At 70.7% G+C, this 16,860-nt stretch carries 14 protein-coding genes; 5 read left to right on the top strand and 9 right to left on the bottom strand.

Going from position 1 to position 16,860, the window contains the following annotated elements; genetic code table 11:
- Window positions 1-42: 42 nt before the first annotated feature.
- The gene (locus tag ACGFWE_RS22595; protein ID WP_352386505.1) at window positions 43-750 is read left to right on the top strand and encodes an MBL fold metallo-hydrolase; all 708 of its coding nucleotides are present in this window, start codon (window positions 43-45) and stop codon (window positions 748-750) included.
- On the top strand, window positions 690-1,802 hold the full coding sequence (locus tag ACGFWE_RS22590; RefSeq protein ID WP_393601236.1) for a protein kinase family protein: 1,113 nt from the start codon (window positions 690-692) through the stop codon (window positions 1,800-1,802). The genes ACGFWE_RS22595 and ACGFWE_RS22590 overlap by 61 nt, the downstream gene beginning before the upstream one ends.
- On the opposite strand, the gene ACGFWE_RS22585 is transcribed toward ACGFWE_RS22590, so the two are convergent.
- The 7 genes from ACGFWE_RS22585 to ACGFWE_RS22555 form a co-directional block, all read right to left on the bottom strand.
- The gene (locus tag ACGFWE_RS22585; RefSeq protein ID WP_393601234.1) at window positions 1,703-2,824 is read right to left on the bottom strand and encodes an ABC transporter ATP-binding protein; all 1,122 of its coding nucleotides are present in this window, start codon (window positions 2,822-2,824) and stop codon (window positions 1,703-1,705) included. The genes ACGFWE_RS22590 and ACGFWE_RS22585 overlap by 100 nt on opposite strands.
- Window positions 2,821-3,897, bottom strand: coding sequence for an ABC transporter ATP-binding protein (locus ACGFWE_RS22580; RefSeq protein WP_352386511.1), 1,077 nt, complete (start codon window positions 3,895-3,897; stop codon window positions 2,821-2,823). Before ACGFWE_RS22580 ends, ACGFWE_RS22585 begins: the two co-directional genes overlap by 4 nt.
- Window positions 3,898-3,923: 26 nt before the next feature.
- A complete protein-coding gene (locus ACGFWE_RS22575; RefSeq protein WP_352386513.1) occupies window positions 3,924-4,916 on the bottom strand; it encodes an ABC transporter permease in 993 nt (330 codons plus the stop codon).
- Window positions 4,917-5,004: 88 nt separating this feature from the next.
- Window positions 5,005-6,672, bottom strand: coding sequence for an ABC transporter substrate-binding protein (locus tag ACGFWE_RS22570; RefSeq protein ID WP_393601231.1), 1,668 nt, complete (start codon window positions 6,670-6,672; stop codon window positions 5,005-5,007).
- Between the two features lie 79 nt (window positions 6,673-6,751).
- Window positions 6,752-7,780 carry an ABC transporter permease gene (locus ACGFWE_RS22565; protein ID WP_352386517.1) on the bottom strand — a complete coding sequence of 343 codons (1,029 nt, stop codon included), beginning with the start codon at window positions 7,778-7,780 and terminating at the stop codon, window positions 6,752-6,754.
- 367 nt (window positions 7,781-8,147) lie between these two features.
- Complete coding sequence (locus ACGFWE_RS22560; RefSeq protein ID WP_352386519.1) at window positions 8,148-9,188, bottom strand: NUDIX domain-containing protein; 1,041 nt, start codon at window positions 9,186-9,188, stop codon at window positions 8,148-8,150.
- Window positions 9,189-9,339: 151 nt separating this feature from the next.
- Window positions 9,340-9,534, bottom strand: a complete 195-nt coding sequence (locus ACGFWE_RS22555) for a hypothetical protein (protein ID WP_352386521.1) — start codon at window positions 9,532-9,534, stop codon at window positions 9,340-9,342.
- A 153-nt stretch (window positions 9,535-9,687) separates the two neighbouring features.
- Here ACGFWE_RS22555 and ACGFWE_RS22550 point away from each other — a divergent pair, with 153 nt between their 5' ends.
- On the top strand, window positions 9,688-11,715 hold the full coding sequence (locus ACGFWE_RS22550) for an NPCBM/NEW2 domain-containing protein (protein WP_393601228.1): 2,028 nt from the start codon (window positions 9,688-9,690) through the stop codon (window positions 11,713-11,715).
- Between the two features lie 93 nt (window positions 11,716-11,808).
- Here the strand turns inward: ACGFWE_RS22550 and ACGFWE_RS22545 are convergent, their stop codons facing one another.
- Window positions 11,809-12,759 carry an ROK family protein gene (locus ACGFWE_RS22545; protein WP_352386525.1) on the bottom strand — a complete coding sequence of 317 codons (951 nt, stop codon included), beginning with the start codon at window positions 12,757-12,759 and terminating at the stop codon, window positions 11,809-11,811.
- Between the two features lie 195 nt (window positions 12,760-12,954).
- On the opposite strand from ACGFWE_RS22545, the gene ACGFWE_RS22540 reads away from it, so the two are divergent.
- Together ACGFWE_RS22540 and ACGFWE_RS22535 are read left to right on the top strand one after the other, a co-directional pair.
- On the top strand, window positions 12,955-14,004 hold the full coding sequence (locus tag ACGFWE_RS22540) for a LacI family DNA-binding transcriptional regulator (RefSeq protein WP_352387120.1): 1,050 nt from the start codon (window positions 12,955-12,957) through the stop codon (window positions 14,002-14,004).
- 6 nt (window positions 14,005-14,010) lie between these two features.
- Window positions 14,011-14,811 (top strand): hypothetical protein, encoded by an 801-nt coding sequence (locus ACGFWE_RS22535; RefSeq protein ID WP_393601226.1) that lies wholly within the window; start codon window positions 14,011-14,013, stop codon window positions 14,809-14,811.
- Here the strand turns inward: ACGFWE_RS22535 and ACGFWE_RS22530 are convergent.
- Window positions 14,757-16,766 (bottom strand): protein kinase, encoded by a 2,010-nt coding sequence (locus ACGFWE_RS22530; RefSeq protein ID WP_393601224.1) that lies wholly within the window; start codon window positions 16,764-16,766, stop codon window positions 14,757-14,759. The two genes, ACGFWE_RS22535 and ACGFWE_RS22530, sit on opposite strands and share 55 nt — an antisense overlap.
- Window positions 16,767-16,860: the final 94 nt, after the last annotated feature.

Raw genomic sequence — 16,860 nt, 5'->3', positions numbered from 1 at the left:
AAGGCCCTCGTCCACGGACGGGGGCCTTTCTACGGTCGTCCCATGGACGTCATCGAGCTGTTTCCGCACCTCCACCTCCTGCGCTTCCCCGTCGGCCAGGCCTACCTCTGGCGCGACGGCGACGCGTCGACGCTGATCGACGCCGGCCCTGCGGGTTCCGCCGCGCCGATCGCCGCCCGCCTCCAAGGACCCCTACGACGGATCGTGCTCACCCACTTCCACGAGGACCATGTGGGCGGGGCGGCCGAGTTGGCCGCGGTGACCGGCGCCGAGGTACTGGCGCACCGGCTCGACGCCCCCGCCGTACGGGGTGAAGTGGCGGGCCCGCCACCGGTGTTCGAGGACTGGGAGCGCCCCCTGCACGCGGAAGCTCTACGGCACCTGCCGCAGGGCGGGTTCGCGAGGCCGCCGAAGCTCACCGAGCTGTCCGAGGGTGATGTCCTCGACTTCGGCGGCGGAGCCCGGGTCGTCCACGTCCCCGGCCACACCCCCGGCAGCATCGCGCTCCATCTCCCTGCGCACGGGGTGCTGTTCACCGGGGACGCGGTGGCCGCGTCCCCGTTCGACGGAAAGGTGATGCTCGGCGTGTTCAACGTCGACCGGGCCCAGGCCGTGGACTCCTTCGCGAAGTTGGCGGCACTCGACGCGAACATCGCCTGCTTCGGGCACGGGGACCCGACCATGGGGCCATGGACACCCTCCCCCGTCTCCGCACCCACGCCGACACCGCCACCTCCCTCGCCCTCCTGAGCGACCGGGAGCTCACCGACCTCGTGGCGTCGGGCACCCCCGCGGGCACCGGGATCGGTGGCCGGGCGACCCTGCTGGAGGTGGACGGCGTACGGGTCTTCGTGAAGCAGGTGCCACTCACCGACACCGAGCTCCACCCGGACCACGTCCGCTCCACCGCGAACCTCTTCGGCCTGCCCGCCCACTGCCACTACGGCATCGGCGAGATCGGCAGCCCCGGCTTCGGTGCCTGGCGCGAGCTGGCCGTCCACGAGATGACGACCAACTGGGTGCGCTCGGACCGCTTCCCGGGCTTTCCCTTGCTGCACCACTGGCGGGTGCTGCCCGACACCCCGCAGCCGCTGCCCGAGGCGCTCGCCGACGTGGGGCGGGCCGTGACCTACTGGGGAGGTTCACCAGGCCTCAGGGAGCGCATCGAGGCCCTGCGCACCGCGTCCGCGAGCCTGACCCTGTTCCTGGAGTACGTGCCGCACACCCTCCACGACTGGCTCTCCGCCCGACTGCGCACGCCTGACACCGACTCGGCGTGCGCCCTCGTGGAGCGGGGCCTGGAAGCCGTCACCGGTTTCCTTGGCGCACAACAACTCGTCCACTTCGACGCCCACTTCGGCAACATCCTCACCGACGGGCACCGGCTCTACCTCACCGACTACGGACTGTCCCTGTCCAGCCGCTTCCAACTCACCGCCCGGGAACGCGAATTCCAGGTCCGCCACAGCGGCTACGACCGCGCCTACGCCCTCTCCTACCTGGTGCACTGGCTGGTCGTGGACCAGTACGGCCTCCCCAGGGACGAACGCGAGGACTTCATCCGCGCCTGCGCCGACGGCAGGCGCCCCGAGGGCATCCCCGGGGCGGCCGCCGCGCTCATCTCACGTCATGCCCGACTGGCGACCGTGGTCGGTGACTTCAACCGGCGGTTGGTACAGCAGAGCAGGCTCACCCCCTACCCTCACGACGAAGTCGACGCGCTGTCCCCCGACGCGGTCAGCGCCGGGTCGAGCACGATGTCCTCGTCCCGGGCCCCGACGCTCGGTTCCTCGGGGAAGTGACAGGCGGTCAGGTGGTCCTCGGCGTTGCCCGTCAGACGCACCAGGGGCGGCTCCTCCGTCGCGCACCGGTCCTGCGCCTTCCAGCACCGGGTACGGAAACGGCAGCCGGAGGGAGGGTCGACCGGGGACGGGACGTCCCCGGCGAGCCGGATGCGCTCGCGGCGCCGGGTGCCGTCCGGGTCGGCCTCGGGGACCGCGGACAGCAGTGCGTGGGTGTAGGGGTGCCGGGGCCTCGTGTACAGCGTCTGCCGGTCGGCCACCTCGACGATCTTGCCGAGGTACATCACCGCGACCCGCTCGCAGAAGTGCCGTACCACGGCGAGGTCGTGGGCGATGAAGACGAACGCGATGCCGAACTCCCGCTGGAGGTCCTGGAGCAGATTGACGATCTGCGCCTGGATGGACACGTCCAGCGCCGACACCGGCTCGTCGGCCACGATGAGCTTGGGCCGCAGCGCGAGGGCGCGGGCGATCCCGATGCGCTGGCGCTGGCCCCCGGAGAACTCGTTCGGATAGCGGTTGTAGTGCTCGGGGTTGAGTCCGACCGTCTCCAGCAGTTCCTGGGCGCGCTTCTTGTGACCCTGCGGCGGGTTGATGCCGTTGAGCCGCATCGGTGTCTCGACGATCGTGCCGACCGTGTGCCGGGGGTTCAGCGAGGAGTACGGGTCCTGGAAGATCATCTGGAGGTTGCGGCGGGCCTCCTTCATCCGGTTCTCCGGGGTGTGGGTGATGTCCTCGCCGTCGAAGACCACCTTTCCGGCCGTGGGTTCCAGCAGCCGGGTGACCAGCCGGCCCGTGGTCGACTTGCCGCAGCCTGACTCGCCGACCAGGCCGAGCGCCTGACCCGCGCCGACCGTGAAGTCGATGCCGTCGACGGCGTGCACGGCCCCGATCTGCCGCTGGAAGACGATGCCGTGGCGGATCGGGAAGTGCTTGGTGAGGCCGCTGACCTCGAGCAGGTGCTCCCCGGCGGCGGGCTGTGTGGTGCTCACGGCATGCTCCTGTTCGTCCGCCGCCCTCACTGCGCGGCCCCGGCGGCCGTACGACCGCGGATCTCTGTTCTGGTCTCCGGGGTGAGGTGACAGGCGGCGAGGTGCCGGCCGGTTCCGGCGACGGCCACCAGTTCGGGCCGTTCCGCCGCACAACGCCCGCCGGTCACCCAGCCCTTGTAGGTGCAGCGGGGGTGGAAGGCGCAGCCGGAGGGAGGGTTGATGAGGCTCGGCGGGGAGCCCGCGATGGGGTTCAGCCGCCGCTCGACGTCCCCGGTGATCTGCGGCATCGACTCCAACAGGCCCCAGGTGTAAGGGTGCTGGGGCTCCTTGAGCACATCGTGCACGGTGCCGTACTCGATGCGGCGGCCGCCGTACATCACCAGGATGTCGTCGGCGATGTCGGCCACCACACCGAGGTCGTGGGTGATGAGGATGACCGCGGAGCCGAACTCCTCCTGGAGATCGCGGATCAGGTCGAGGATCTGCGCCTGGACGGTGACGTCCAGGGCTGTCGTGGGCTCGTCGGCGATGAGCAGTTCGGGGTCGCACACCAGCGCCATGGCGATCATCGCGCGCTGGCGCATGCCGCCGGAGAACTGGTGCGGGTAGTCCCGCTCCCGGCGTTCGGGCTGCGGGATGCCGACCCGTTTCAGCATCTCCACGGCGCGCTCCCGCGCGTCCTTCTTCGAGACCTTGTGATGGACCCGGTAGGCCTCGGCGATCTGGGCGCCGACGGTGAAGTACGGGTGCAGGGCGGACAGCGGGTCCTGGAAGATCATGGAGACCGTACGGCCGCGCAGTGCGCGCATGTCGCGCTCGGGAAGGGAGACCAACTCCCGCCCATCCAGCCGGATCTCGCCCGAGACGTCGGCGCGCGTGCCCTTGTGCAGTCCGAGCAGGGCCAGCGAGGTGACCGACTTCCCCGAGCCGGACTCGCCGACGATGCCGAGGGTGCTGCCCTTCTCCAGGGTGAAGGAGACGCCGTCGACGGACTTGACGATGCCGTCCTCGGTCGGGAAGTGCACCCGCAGGTCCCGTACGTCGAGGAAGGGCGCGGCCGCGGGATCGGCGGCCGCCGGTTGCGGTGAGGTCTGGAGGGACACGGCGTTTCCTTGCTGCGGTGAGGGGCTCAGGCGAGGCGGACACGGGGGTCGACGAGGCCGTAGACCACGTCGACGACCACGTTGGCGAGCACGACGAAGGTGGCCGCGAAGAGCGTGGTGCCGAGGATGACCGGCAGGTCGGAGTTCTGCACCGAGTCGACCGCGAGCTTGCCGATGCCGTTGATGCCGAACACCGACTCGGTGATGACCGCGGAGCCGCCGATCAGGGAGCCGACGTCCATGCCGAAGATGGTGATGATCGGGGTGATCGCGGCCCGCAGGCCGTGCTTGAGGACGACCCGGCCGGTGGACAGGCCCTTGGCCCGGGCGGTGCGCATGTAGTCCTCGGCGAAGACCTCCAGCATGGAGGAGCGGGTGAGCCGGGTGTACAGGGCGAGGTAGACGATGACCAGGGTGGCCCACGGCAGGATCAGACCCTGGAACCAGGCGCTGGGGTCCTGGGTGATCGGGGTGTAGCCGGAGGCGGGCAGGATCTGCCACTTGTCGACGAACAGGTAGAGCAGCAGCAGGCCGACGAAGTAGATCTGCACCGAGACGCCGAGCAGGGCGAGTCCCACCGCCGCCTTGTCGGCCGCCCTGCCCCGGCGGACCGCGGCGAGGGTGCCGAGGCCGACGCCCAGGATCAGGAAGAACACCGCGGCGCCGAGACCCAGCGACAGGTCCGCGGGGAAGTCGCCCAGCAGGGTCGACAGGACGGGGGTGTCGGTCTGGAAGGAGATGCCGAGGCAGGGCGCGCCGCAGTGCACGCGCACACTCTGGTCGCCGAAGTCCCGGCCGGCGAAGAGTCCCTTGAAGAACTCCCAGAACTGGGTGAGGAAGCTCTGGTCGAGCCCGAGCGAATGCTTGATCTCGACCAGCCGGGAGGGCGAGCAGGTCTTGCCGCAGGCCAGGAGCGCGGGGTCGGACGGCAGCGCGAAGAAGATCACGAAGGTGATCACGGTGATCACCAGCAGGATCGCGGCCGCTGCCAGCAGGCGCCGGATGAGGTAACGAAGCATGTCGTGCTGGACCCTGACGTGAGAGGGGGTGTGCCCGCCGGCCGGGGCCGCCGGCGGGACTGGGAGGGCTGCGTCGGCTCCTGACGCGTCAGCTCTTGACGTAGGCGTGGACCAGGCTGGGCTCGGCGAGGATGGGGTCGGAGATGACCCCACCGACCTTGGAGCCCGCCAGCTCGCTGAAGTTCATGTACATCAGCGGGACCACGGCGGCGTCCTTCATGATCTGCTCGTCCAGGGCGCCGTAGGCCGCGTCGGCCTGCTTGACGTCGGTCATCTTGGCGATCTTGTCGATCTGCGTGTTGACCGCGGGGTCGTTCAGGTACGACAGGTCCTGGTTGGACTGCGGAAGCTTCGCGATCTGCCGTCCGTCGAAGAGCACGGGCAGCACGGTGGAGGCGTTCGGCCAGTCCGCGATCCAGTCGCCCCACGTGAGGTCGTACTGGTTCTTCACGTTGTCGATGGTGCTGAAGTAGTTCGCCGCGTCGATCGGCGTGATGTTCACCGTGATGCCGATCGCGCCGAGCGAGGTCTTCACGGCGTCGGCGAAGTGCTCCTCGGTGGTGGTGTTCTCGACCGCCAGCGACATGGTGAGCCTGGGGTTGCCGGCCTGCTTCATCAGCGTCTTGGCCTTGGTGGCGTCCCCGGCGGGGTTGGTGCTGTAGAGGTTGAACTTCTGGTAGCCGCCGATACCGGGGCTGAGCATGGTGCTCGCGTAGCCGCCGTACGCCGAGCCGCCGAACGCGCCGCGCACGGTGGTCTTGTCGATCGCGTCCTCGATGGCCTGACGGACCTTCAGGTCCTTGACCCGGGTGGTGTTGATGGCGAGGTAGTTGATGCCCGGGGCCGGGATGTTGTAGAGGCGGGACTTCAGGGACGGGTCACCGGAGATCGTCGTCAGGTCGGAGCCCGCGATCGGCCACTGCATGATCGAGGTCTGGGCGGTACCGGCGTCGGACTTGATCTGCTGGTCGATCGCCGACTGGTCCTGACCGAGCTTCACGTCGATCTCGTTGACGTTCTGCTGCCGGATCGGGTCGGTCGACTGCTTCCAGGCGGTGTTCCTGACGAGGACGAGTTCCTTGTTCTTGGTGTACGACTTGATCATGTACGGTCCGTCGGACCAGACGTGCGTGTCGTACGTGGCACCCGTGTCGTGGGCCTTGGGCACCGCCGACCAGCCGGGCATGGCGGTCGTCTGGTTGAAGTCCGCGACGGGCTGGCCCAGATGGAACACGATCGTGGACGCGTCCGGTGTCTGGATCGAGGCGAGTTCCTTGCCCGAGTAGGGCCCCTTGTAGGAGGAGCCGCCCACCAGCCACTGACTGGCGTACGGGGGACCGCCGTTGATGTCGGGCGAGAAGGTCCGCTCGACGCCGTACTTGACGTCCTGCGCGGTGACCGCCTTGCCGTCCTGCCAGGTGACCCCCTTGCGCAGGTGGAAGGTCCACACCGTGTCGTCCTTGCTGGGCGTTCCGGTGTCGGTGGCCAGGTCGCCGACGAGCCTGGGCCGGGAGCCGGTCTCGTCCCACCCGGTCAGGGTGCGCACGAGCTCCTGGTCCATGCTCGACCCCTCGGTGGTGTAGACGCGCTGGGGGTCGAGGTGGTCGAAGTCGGCGTGGTCGAGGACGGTCAGCGTGCCGCCCTTGGCCGGGGAGCCGCTCCCGGTGGTGCTGGAGGAGCCCCCGCATGCGGTGGCCCCCAGTGCGATCGCCACGGCGGTGGCCGCGAGCGCGATCGAGCGCCTTCTGCGCGTCATGAGGTAACACTCCGTTCTTCTACGGGCTCGGCGGTGACCCAAGTGGGGCCGTGTACGCCGGTGTTGAGAGAGGACCGCGTCAGCCGCGGGCCGCGCGGGGATCCAGGGCGTCCCGGACGCCGTCACCGAGGAGGTTCAGCGCCAGGACGAGCATCAGCAGCAGGACTCCGGGGACGAACAGGTACATGGGGTCCTGGAGGAAGAACTGCGAGGCGTCCGACAGCAGCGCCCCCCAGTCCGGGTTGGGCGGGATGACGCCCACGCCGAGGTAGGACAGGGCCGCCTCGGTGGTGATGTTCTGCGGGACGGCCAGCGCGAAGGAGATCAGCACCGGCGCCCACAGGTTGGGCAGCAGTTGCCGGAACAGGATGTGCCACCGTCCGGCGCTCATGATCCGCGCGGCGTCGACGAACTCGCGCTCGCGCAGGGACAGGACCTGTCCGCGCACCAGCCGGGCGGTGTAGGCCCAGGCGAACACCGCGATGTTCAGGACGAGGACCAGCAGCCGGAGGTTCTCGTCGGTGCCGCCGTGGCTGTTGGTCTGCATCGCGTTCTGGATGACCGGGGTCAGCGCGATGATGAACAGCAGCTGCGGGAAGGCCAGCATCACGTCCATGATCCGCGACAGCACGGAGTCCACCCAGCCGCCGGAGTACCCCGCCGCGAGACCGGCCACGACACCGACGACGGTGGACAGCACGGCCGAGGCGAAGCCGACGAACAGCGAGGTGCGCAGTCCGTAGACGATCCGGGCGAACAGGTCGTAACCCGTGCCCGGTTCGACGCCCAGCAGGTGGGTGAGGCCGATGCCGCCCAGCGCCCCGCGCGGGAAGTTGCCGGTGTCCGGGTCGATCGCCCTGCCGTCGGGGGTGATCGGCCCCCAGCCGGTGACCGCCGTCAGGACCGGGGCCAGCAGCGCGATCAGGATGAAGAGCACCGTGATCACGAACGCGGCCATGGTGACCTTGTCCCGTCTGATGCGCCGCCAGGCCATCCGGGCGGGCGAGCGCCCGGTGATGACCGTGCCGTCGCTCCGCGGGTCCGGCGAGGGTTCACCGGCTTGCGTGGTGCCGGTGTCGGCGGACATCGGCTGCTGTTGCGTCGTCATCGTGCGGACGTCCCGGGTATGTGCTGGGGCTGGCGCGGAGTTTTCGCCGTCGCCAACGGACAGGGTCTCGTCATGGGGTGTTCCCTGAGGGGAAAGACGTCGGTCGCCGGCCGTTGTCGGCGCCGTGAGACTGAGCGGACTGTCGCAACCCGCCAAGAGGCCGGTCAAGGCGGAAAATGACCGGAAAGGGGATTGTTTGCGCTCCTTGCCAAGAGTTGACGAGGGTGGGACGTTTCGTTAGCTCTGACATGGAGGTATCGCGACGATTTACTTGACGGGCTCTCGCACCCCGCTTGCCTGAATCGAACGTGCCTCGAACATGACGAAGCCCCGTCGGCGGTGCGTACCGACGGGGCTCATCCGGAGGTCAACCGACCGGCACCCCGGCTTCCAGGTACAGCGCCGCCCCGCGCTCCCGGGCCCGCAGCGCCCACCTGAGCCGCTCGTAGCGCACCGGCGGCAGCAGCTCCGCGGCCTCCTCCTCGCTGGCGAAACACCAGCCGCGCAGTTCGGGACCGGGCAGCAGAACACCTCGCGCCAGGGTGGGGTCGAGCCGCCCGCCGTCGAAGAGGAGGCGCAGTCCGCCGTATCCGGGAGGGGCGGGCGGTTCCCAGTCGACGACCAGGAGACGCGGTACGTCGTCCAGTCGGATGCCGGTCTCCTCGGCGACCTCGCGCATCCCGGCCCGCGCGGGCGCCTCGCCTCGCTCGACGACGCCGCCGGGGAACTCCCAGCCCGCCTTGTAGGTGGGGTCGACGAGCAGCACCCTGTCCTGTTCGTCGAAGAGGAGGACACCGGCGGCCACGGTCTCGGCGGTGGGCTCGGGGGTCTGCACGATGTCGCACACGGGCACGGCCCCGGCGCCGAGGTCCTCGGTGATGCGGGCGGCCGTCTCGTACGGGGTGAGTGCGCTGGTGTCGACCGGATGGGCGTCGGCGGCGAGCCAGGAGGCGAGGGCGGCCCGGTAGGGCTCGATGTGGTCGTACGCCCAGTGCCCCTGCCCCACCCCGCCGAGCGGAAGGGTCGGCGGGGTCTCCCGCCCGGCTATTCGTTCACGCAGGATCGTTTCCGCCGGAGCCAGGAGAATGTGGTGGACAGCGATCCGGCGGGCGGCGAGCCCGCCGAAGATCTCGTCGCGGTACTCCTGGCGCAGCAGGGTCATGGGGACCACGAGGGTCCCGCCGAGTTCGGCGAGCATCGCGGCCGCCGTGTCGATCACCAGTCGTCGCCAGATCGGCAGGTCCTGGAAGTCGCCGACCTCGGCGAGGTGCTTGGCCGGCAGCAGCCGCACGACCGCCGCGCCGATGTCCTCGGGGTCGAAGAGCGTGCTGTTCGGGATCAGTTCGATCAGTTCCCGTGCGGTGGTGGTCTTCCCCGCACCGAACGCGCCGTTGATCCAGACGATCACGGACTCCCCCTCTTCTGTTTGGCCCCCTGAGGCTTGCCCGTTCCACCCTGCCACGGAAACCAGCCGCAGATGAGGGCACACAAAAGCGGCACCGGGGCCCTCGTGCCGAGAGCCCCGGTGCCGCGGTCCGTGCGGTCGCCCGCCGCCCTTGTCAGCCGCTCTGCCCGAGGACGGTCCCGTCCAGGCCGTCCAGGCTCTCGTCGGCGACGGTCTGATCGAGACTGCTGAGGCTCTTGTCGACGTCGAGGTGATCGAGTTCCTCGCCCAAGGCGTGCGAGGGGGTGATCGCCGCGACGACGAAACCGGTGGCGAGGGAGGCGATGGCGAGCATGCTGCGCTTCTTCATGGCCTGATCAACGGCACCGGACGGAATGAGTCACGCTGCCGTACGCCGCGCCGCTCCCTTCCACCAGAGTCCAACACGTCCTAACGTAAACGCCCACGACATGACGCGTACATGCCGTCATGACACCTTCCGCTGGTTCGGAGGAACGTAACGATGCGTAACCTTCACATCCGCACGACCCGCCGAAGGATGGTCACCGCGCTCACGGTGCTGCTGTTCGCGGCGGCCGGGGCGGCTCCCGCCGTCGCGGCCGAGGAGGGCAGCACGGGCTCCCCCGGCTCCCCCGCCCTGGCCGACGGCCTTGCCCTCACCCCTCCCATGGGCTTCAACAACTGGAACTCCACCCACTGCCGGGCCGAGTTCAACGAGTCCATGGTCAAGGGGATCGCGGACATCTTCGTCGACAAGGGCCTCAAGGACGCCGGGTACCAGTACGTCAACCTCGACGACTGCTGGGCCCTGCCGGACCGGGACACCGACGGCAGACTCGTCCCGGACCCGGCCCGCTTCCCGAACGGCATCAAGGCCGTCGCCGACTATGTGCACTCCAAGGGGCTCAAGCTCGGCATCTACACCAGCGCGGGCACGAAGACGTGCAGCAGCTCCGGTTTCCCGGGCGCGCTGGGCCATGAGTACAGCGACGCCCAGCAGTTCGCCGACTGGGGCGTCGACTACCTGAAGTACGACAACTGCAACAACCAGGGCGTGGACGCCGAGCTGCGTTACACGACCATGCGCGACGCCCTGAAGGCGACCGGCAGACCGATCGTCTACAGCATCTGCGAATGGGGCCAGAACAAGCCCTGGGAGTGGGCCGCCGACGTCGGACACCTGTGGCGCACCACCGGCGACATCAGCGACACCTGGGGCTCGATGCTCTCGATCCTCAAGCAGAACCTGCCGCTGGCGCCCTACGCGGGCCCCGGGCACTGGAACGACCCCGACATGCTGGAGATCGGCAACGGCGGCATGACGGCGACCGAGTACCGCTCGCACTTCTCGATGTGGTCGGTCATGGCCGCGCCCCTGCTCATCGGCAGCGACCTGCGCTCGGCCTCCGCGGAGACCCTCGAGATCCTCGGCAACAAGGAGGTCATCGCCGTCGACCAGGACCCGCTGGGCAAGCAGGGCAGCGTGGTCTCCTCCGGGGGCGGGCGCTGGGTCGTCGCCAAGGAGATGAAGGACGGCAGCCGCACGGTCGCCCTGTTCAACGAGTCGGGCAGCCCCCAGCGCATCGCCACGACCGCCGCGGCCGTCGGCCTGCCCGCCGCCGACGCGTACACCCTGCGCGACCTGTGGCAGCACCGGAGCTACAACACCGCGGGCACCATCTCGGCGACGGTCCCGGCGCACGGGACGGTTCTCGTACGGGTCTTCGCCGACCGCAGGTGGCACCAGCACCCGCCCGCCGTCGAACTCGGCCTCGACGGCGACACCTTGGTCCAGGCGGGCACGCCCGCCGCGCTGACGACGACGGTCACCGACCTGGGACGCACCCCGGCCACGCGGGTCTCCGTACGGCTGTCCGGTCCCGAGGGCTGGGCCGTGCGGGCCACCTCACCGACCTCCACCGCCGCCCTGCCCACGGGCCGTTCGCTGCGCACGAAGTGGTCGGTCACCGCGCCGCCGGGGACGCCGACGGGGTCGTACGACCTGACGCTCAGGGCGACTTACCGCTCACCGTCCGGCGTCCGGGCCGACAGCACCCTGTCCTTCGCCGCGACCGTTGTGGTCCCGCCGCCTTCGGGCACCTCGGGCCTCGGTGATCTGCCCTGGCTGTCGGCCGCCAACGGCTACGGTCCCGTCGAACGCAACACCAGCAACGGGGAGAGCGCCGCGGGCGACGGTCATCCGATCACCATCGGCGGGGTGGTGTACGCCAAGGGGCTCGGGGTGCATGCCGAGAGCTCGGTCGAGTACTACACGGGCACGGCCTGCGAGACGGTCACCGCGCAGGTCGGCGTGGACGACGAGAAGGGCGCGAACGGCACGGTTGCCTTCGAGGTGTGGGCGGACGGCACCAAGGTGGCGTCCACCGGCGTCCTGACCAACGCCATGCCGGCCCAGCCACTCACCGCGGACGTCACCGGCGCCCGGCTGGTCCGGCTGGTCGTCACCGACGGCGGCGACGGCATCGACTCCGACCACGCCGACTGGGCCGACGCGCAGTTGAGCTGCTGAGAGCTGCCGTAGGCACCTGACGGCCGGGCCCGTCCTCGGACCCGGCCGCCAGGTGAACGTTTCTCCAGACCCAGTCGGCCCGGAACCCCGGTGTCAGACCACGGCGGCCGTGTCGGTCCGCTTCGCCAGCGCCGCCGCGGCCGCGCCGACCAACCCGGCGTCCGTGCCCATCTGTGCGGGCACGATCGTCAGGCGCTGGACGAAGGACAGGGTCGCGTAGTCGCCCAGCGCCTTGCGGAGCGGTTCGAACAGGACGTCGCCCGCCTTGCCGACCCCGCCGCCGATGACCGCGATGTCGATCTCCACGAGGGTCGCGGTGGCCGCGATGCCGGCGGCCAGCGCCTGGGCCGCCCGGGCGAACGAGGCCACGGCGACCGGATCGCCGCCCCGGGCCGCGTCGGCCACCGCGGCGGCGGAGGTGTCGCCGTCGGGACCGGGCCGCCAGCCGTTCTCCAGCGCGCGCCGGGCGATGTTCGGGCCGCTGGCTATGCGTTCCACACAGCCGCGCGCGCCGCACGGGCACGGGTCACCGTCGAGATCGACACTGATGTGCCCGATGTGACCGGCGTTCCCGGTGGGTCCGGCGTGCAGTTGGCCGTTCAGCACCAGACCGCCTCCCACCCCGGTCGACACGACCATGCACAGCGCGTTGTCGTGGCCGCGCGCGGCCCCCTGCCAGTGTTCCGCCGCCGTGATGGCCACACCGTCGCCGATCAGCTCGACGGGAAGCCCGCCGGCCGCCTCCCGGACCCTGCGGACCAGCGGATAGTCGCGCCAGCCCGGCACGTTCACCGGGCTCACGGTGCCGGTGGAGGCGTCCACCGGGCCCGCGCTGCCGATGCCGAGAGCGCCTGCGCGCCCCCACAGCGGCGAGTCGGTGAGCTCGCCGAGGGTCTCCTCGACGGCCCGCATCACGCTCTCGCCGTCCTCCTGCGCGGGCGTGGCCCGCTGTGCGCGGAGCAGGATCCGGCCGTGGCCGTCCACCAGCGCTCCGGCGATCTTGGTGCCGCCGATGTCGAGCGCAGCCACGAGGTCGGTGTGCATCAGTGTCAGTTCTCCCCGGTCAACCGTGAGGGATGGACAGGCCGGTCTCGCGGTGGGGGCGCCGGCCGACAGATTGCGGTGGACAGTGTCTCCCGCATCTGACAACGTTGTCCAGGCTCTATGCTCGACGCCACATCCTCATACAAAATCATGGACCAGCGCATCCCCGTCGACGACAGGACAGGACGCCGTATCGTGCCCGACACCCACAGCCGAGCAGACCGCCTCGCCACGACCCGGTACGGCAACCGGCCGACCATGAAGGACGTGGCCGCGCGAGCCGGCGTCGGACTCAAGACGGTCTCGCGTGTGGTGAACGGCGAAGCGGGTGTCACACCGGAGACGGAACACCGGGTCCGGGAGGCCATCGAGGCCCTCGGCTTCCGCCGCAACGACAGCGCGCGCGTGCTGCGCAAGGGCCGTACCGCCAGCATCGGCCTGGTCCTGGAGGACCTCGCCGACCCGTTCTACGGCCCGCTCAGCCGCGCGGTGGAGGAGATCGCCCGGGCCAACGGCGCCCTGCTCATCAACGGTTCCAGTGCCGAGGACCCGGAGCGCGAGCAGGAGCTGGTGCTGGCGCTGTGCGCCCGGCGGGTGGATGGCCTGGTGGTCATTCCGGCCGGTGACGACCACCGCTATCTGGAGCCGGAGCTCAAGGCGGGCGTGGCCACGGTGTTCGTGGACCGTCCGGCGGGCCGGATCGACGCCGACGTCGTCCTCTCCGACAACTTCGGCGGCGCCCGCGACGCCGTGGCCCACCTCATCGCCCACGGCCACCGGCGGATCGGCTTCATCGGCGACATGCCCCGCATCCACACGGCCGCTGAGCGGCTGCGCGGATACCGGGCCGCCATGGAGGACGCGGGTATCGAGGTGGCGGACGCCTGGACGTCGCTGGGCGTCACCGACCCGCAGCGGGTGCGCCGGGCGGCGGAGGGGATGCTCACCGGCCCCTCCCCCGTCACCGCGATCTTCACCGGCAACAACCGCGTGACGGTCACCGTGATCCGGGTGCTCGCCGAACACACCCGCCGGGTCGCCCTCGTCGGCTTCGACGACATCGAACTCGCCGATCTGCTGCAGCCGGCCGTCACGGTCGTCGCCCAGGACGCGGCGACGCTGGGGCGTACGGCCGCGGAGCGGCTGTTCCGCCAGCTGGACGGCACGCTGCTGACGCCGGAGCGGATCGAACTGCCGACCCGACTGATCACCCGGGGCTCGGGCGAGCTCCCGCCGGCGGATTGAGCGGCCATGGAGAACTTCACCCTCGAGGCACTCGGCCTGGCCGAGGCTCCCCGCGAGCATCCGCTCCTCTATCCCGGCTCCTGGCCGGCGGACTCCGCGCTGCTCGACGGTGACCGGTTGGTCCCTCTTCCCCGTGACGGGAGGTGGCACGAGGAGCGCGCCCCCGTCCTCGCGGTCGGCTCCAACGCCAGTCCGGCACAACTACGCCACAAGATGGCGGAGTTCGGGATCACCTCGCCGATCCCGATGGTGAAGGCACGGGTGACCGGCGTCGGCGTGGGTGTCTCCGCGCACGTGAGCCGCATGGGATACGTGTCCGCGTCGCCCTTCGAAGCGCCGGACGCGGTGCGGGAGTTGTTCGTCCTGTGGCTGGACGCCGAGCAACTGGCGATCATCGACGCGAGCGAGGGGGTGCCCCTGGCGCACGGCAACTACGGGCGGGCCTGGCTGCCCGCACCCGAGGTGCGCATCGAGCTGCCCGGCGGCGTCACGCTGCCGGGCGTCCACTCCTACGTCAATCGCCACGGCGTCCTGCACGACGGCACCGGCGTCCCGCGCACCCACCCCGGCCAGCGGGAGCTGCTGACCGAACTCCTCGTGGGATCGGCCCGGTTGCGGGAGCTGTTCGGGGTCAACCCGGAGGAGTTCGTGGCACGGGCCCGCGCCGACCGGCAGCTGTGTGCGGCGGGCACCCGGTTGTTCGCCGACGAGAAGCGGGTCACGGAGTCCGGCCTGGAGCGGTACGTGACGGCTCAGCAGACCGGGAGTCCGGGCACCGGCTCGTCGTTGTTGCCGCCCTTGAGGTAGACGTCGCTGACGTAGACGCCGGTATTGCCGCTGTCGTCGTCCGTCTTCGCCCACCACACGTTGGTCCACTGGCCGGACGTCTCACGGCGGCCCAGGTTCGACTGGCAGAAGAAATAGTTGGTGCCCGCGTAGAGGACGCCGGCCTCGGCGCCGGAGGCGGTGTAGGACTTGGCGGTCTTCCAGACGGTGCAGTTGTACTTGCCCCCGCCGATGGCCGTGCAGGCCGGTGCCGGGGCCGGGGTGCCGGTGTCGTCGTCGCCGGTCGTACCGCCGTCCCCGGAGTCGCTGCCGCCGGCATCGTCGCCGGCCGAGCCGCCGCCCGAATGGTGCCCCGGGGAGGACGTGGAGGCACGGCTCGTGGGTTCGGCGCTGTCGTCCTCTCCCGACGTCTTCTTCGCGCCCGGGGTCTTCTTGGCCTGCCCGTCCGTCAGCGCGGCGTTGCCCGCATGGTCGCCGTCGGTCCGCGCGGAGGCGGAGGCCGAGGCCGACTCATTCGTGCCGGAGGCGGTCGGCCGGGCGTCGGCCTCGGTCGTGCCCGAGTTGTTCATGAACGCGACGGCCGTGCCGGCCACCGCGAGAACGACCACGACGGCCGCGGCGGCGAGCAGGACGCGCCGGTTGCGACGGGGCGCACGGGAGGGGTCCATGGGGCGCGTGTCGCGAAGGACGGGCGTCTCGTGGCTGTGCGCCAAGGGTGCCGCCGGTCCCGGAACAGGGCCCTGGGGTACCGCGGACGTCGCCGAGCCAGGTGCCGGAGCACCGCCTTGGGAGGCGGGTCCGAAGCCCTGCACCGGAGGGCCGGCCTGTCCCCCCGCATCGCCCTGAGCAGCGGACCCCACCCACCAAGGCGCCGGGGCCTCGACCTGGCCCGTGGCACCCACGGCAGGAGTCCCGGGCCCGGTCGGCTGGCTGACCGCCGGTCCCGGTGCCGCTGCGGGTCCTGCCGTCTCGTGCCGCCCAGCCGGCTCGGCCTCATCCCTCGCCGGCGATCCGGATCCCGGCGCCGCCGGGACGTCGGGTGCCGTCCCGGCCTGCCCCGCCGCGCCCGCCGTACTCCGCAAGGTCGTCGTGGCACTGTCCGCCCGGGTCTCGGCGCCGTCCGCCACCGCCTGCAGCAGCACGCGCGCCTCCTCGGCCCCCGGGCGGGCCTCGGGCCGCTTGTCCAGCAGCCGCTGGAGGACGGGTCCGAGGGGACCGGCACGGTGGGACTCGGGGAGCGGTTCGCCGACGATCGCGGTGAGCGTGGAGAACGTCGACGTACGACGGAACGGCGAGGCGCCCTCGATCGCCGCGTACAGCGTGGCGCCCAGGCCCCACACGTCGGAGGCCGGTCCCGGATCGGCGCCCTGGGCACGCTCGGGGGCCATGTAGTCCAGGGAACCGACGAGATGCCCGGTGCGGGTCAGGCTGGTGGCCGAGCCGTCGCCCGGGTCCTCCATGGTGGCGATGCCGAAGTCGGTGAGCAGGACACGCCCGGAGGGGTCGAGCAGGATGTTGCCGGGCTTGACGTCCCGGTGCAGTACGCCGACCGCGTGGGCGGCGGCCAGCGCGTCCATGACCTTGGCGCCGATCGCGGCCGCCTCACGCGGGTCGAGGGGGCCGCGGCTGCGCAGCACGGCGTCCAGGGACGGGCCGTCGACCAGCTCCATGACGATCAGGGGACGCCCGTCGACCTCGGCCACGTCGTGCACCGCGACGACGCCGGGATGCCGGACCCGGGCCGCCGCTCGGGCCTCGCGCTGCATCCGCAGCCGCAAATCGGCGAGTTCGGGGCCGTCGGCGTCGGTGTAGGTGCGCAGTTCCTTGACGGCGACCTCGCGGCCGAGGACCTCGTCGACCGCCCGCCAGACCACGCCCATACCGCCGCGCCCGAGCTGGGCCACGACACGATAACGCCCGGCCAGGAGCCGACCCGCCTCGTCCTGGCCCTTTCCGTTGGTCTCCCCCGAAGACACCGCTGCCCCGTTTCTGTGACCCGTCAATGCGTGCGAGACAGCCTACGGGGCAGGAGTGACAACTCCAGCCGCTGGTTGCGTCTGTGACAGGTCC

Origin of the sequence: Streptomyces sp. NPDC048523, assembly GCF_043199815.1 — a bacterium.
GTDB lineage: Bacteria > Actinomycetota > Actinomycetes > Streptomycetales > Streptomycetaceae > Streptomyces.
This window is presented reverse-complemented; position numbering and strand designations above follow the sequence as displayed.

Excerpts from the sequence above, each read along its gene's own strand:
- ACGFWE_RS22595 (WP_352386505.1), top strand. The coding sequence starts at position 43 with ATGGACGTCATCGAGCTGTTTCCGCACCTCCACCTCCTGCGCTTCCCC.
- ACGFWE_RS22590 (WP_393601236.1), top strand. The coding sequence starts at position 690 with ATGGACACCCTCCCCCGTCTCCGCACCCACGCCGACACCGCCACCTCC.
- ACGFWE_RS22575 (WP_352386513.1), bottom strand. The coding sequence starts at position 4,916 with ATGCTTCGTTACCTCATCCGGCGCCTGCTGGCAGCGGCCGCGATCCTG.
- ACGFWE_RS22570 (WP_393601231.1), bottom strand. The coding sequence starts at position 6,672 with ATGACGCGCAGAAGGCGCTCGATCGCGCTCGCGGCCACCGCCGTGGCG.
- ACGFWE_RS22565 (WP_352386517.1), bottom strand. The coding sequence starts at position 7,780 with ATGACGACGCAACAGCAGCCGATGTCCGCCGACACCGGCACCACGCAA.
- ACGFWE_RS22555 (WP_352386521.1), bottom strand. The coding sequence starts at position 9,534 with ATGAAGAAGCGCAGCATGCTCGCCATCGCCTCCCTCGCCACCGGTTTC.
- ACGFWE_RS22550 (WP_393601228.1), top strand. The coding sequence starts at position 9,688 with ATGCGTAACCTTCACATCCGCACGACCCGCCGAAGGATGGTCACCGCG.
- ACGFWE_RS22545 (WP_352386525.1), bottom strand. The coding sequence starts at position 12,759 with ATGCACACCGACCTCGTGGCTGCGCTCGACATCGGCGGCACCAAGATC.
- ACGFWE_RS22535 (WP_393601226.1), top strand. The coding sequence starts at position 14,011 with ATGGAGAACTTCACCCTCGAGGCACTCGGCCTGGCCGAGGCTCCCCGC.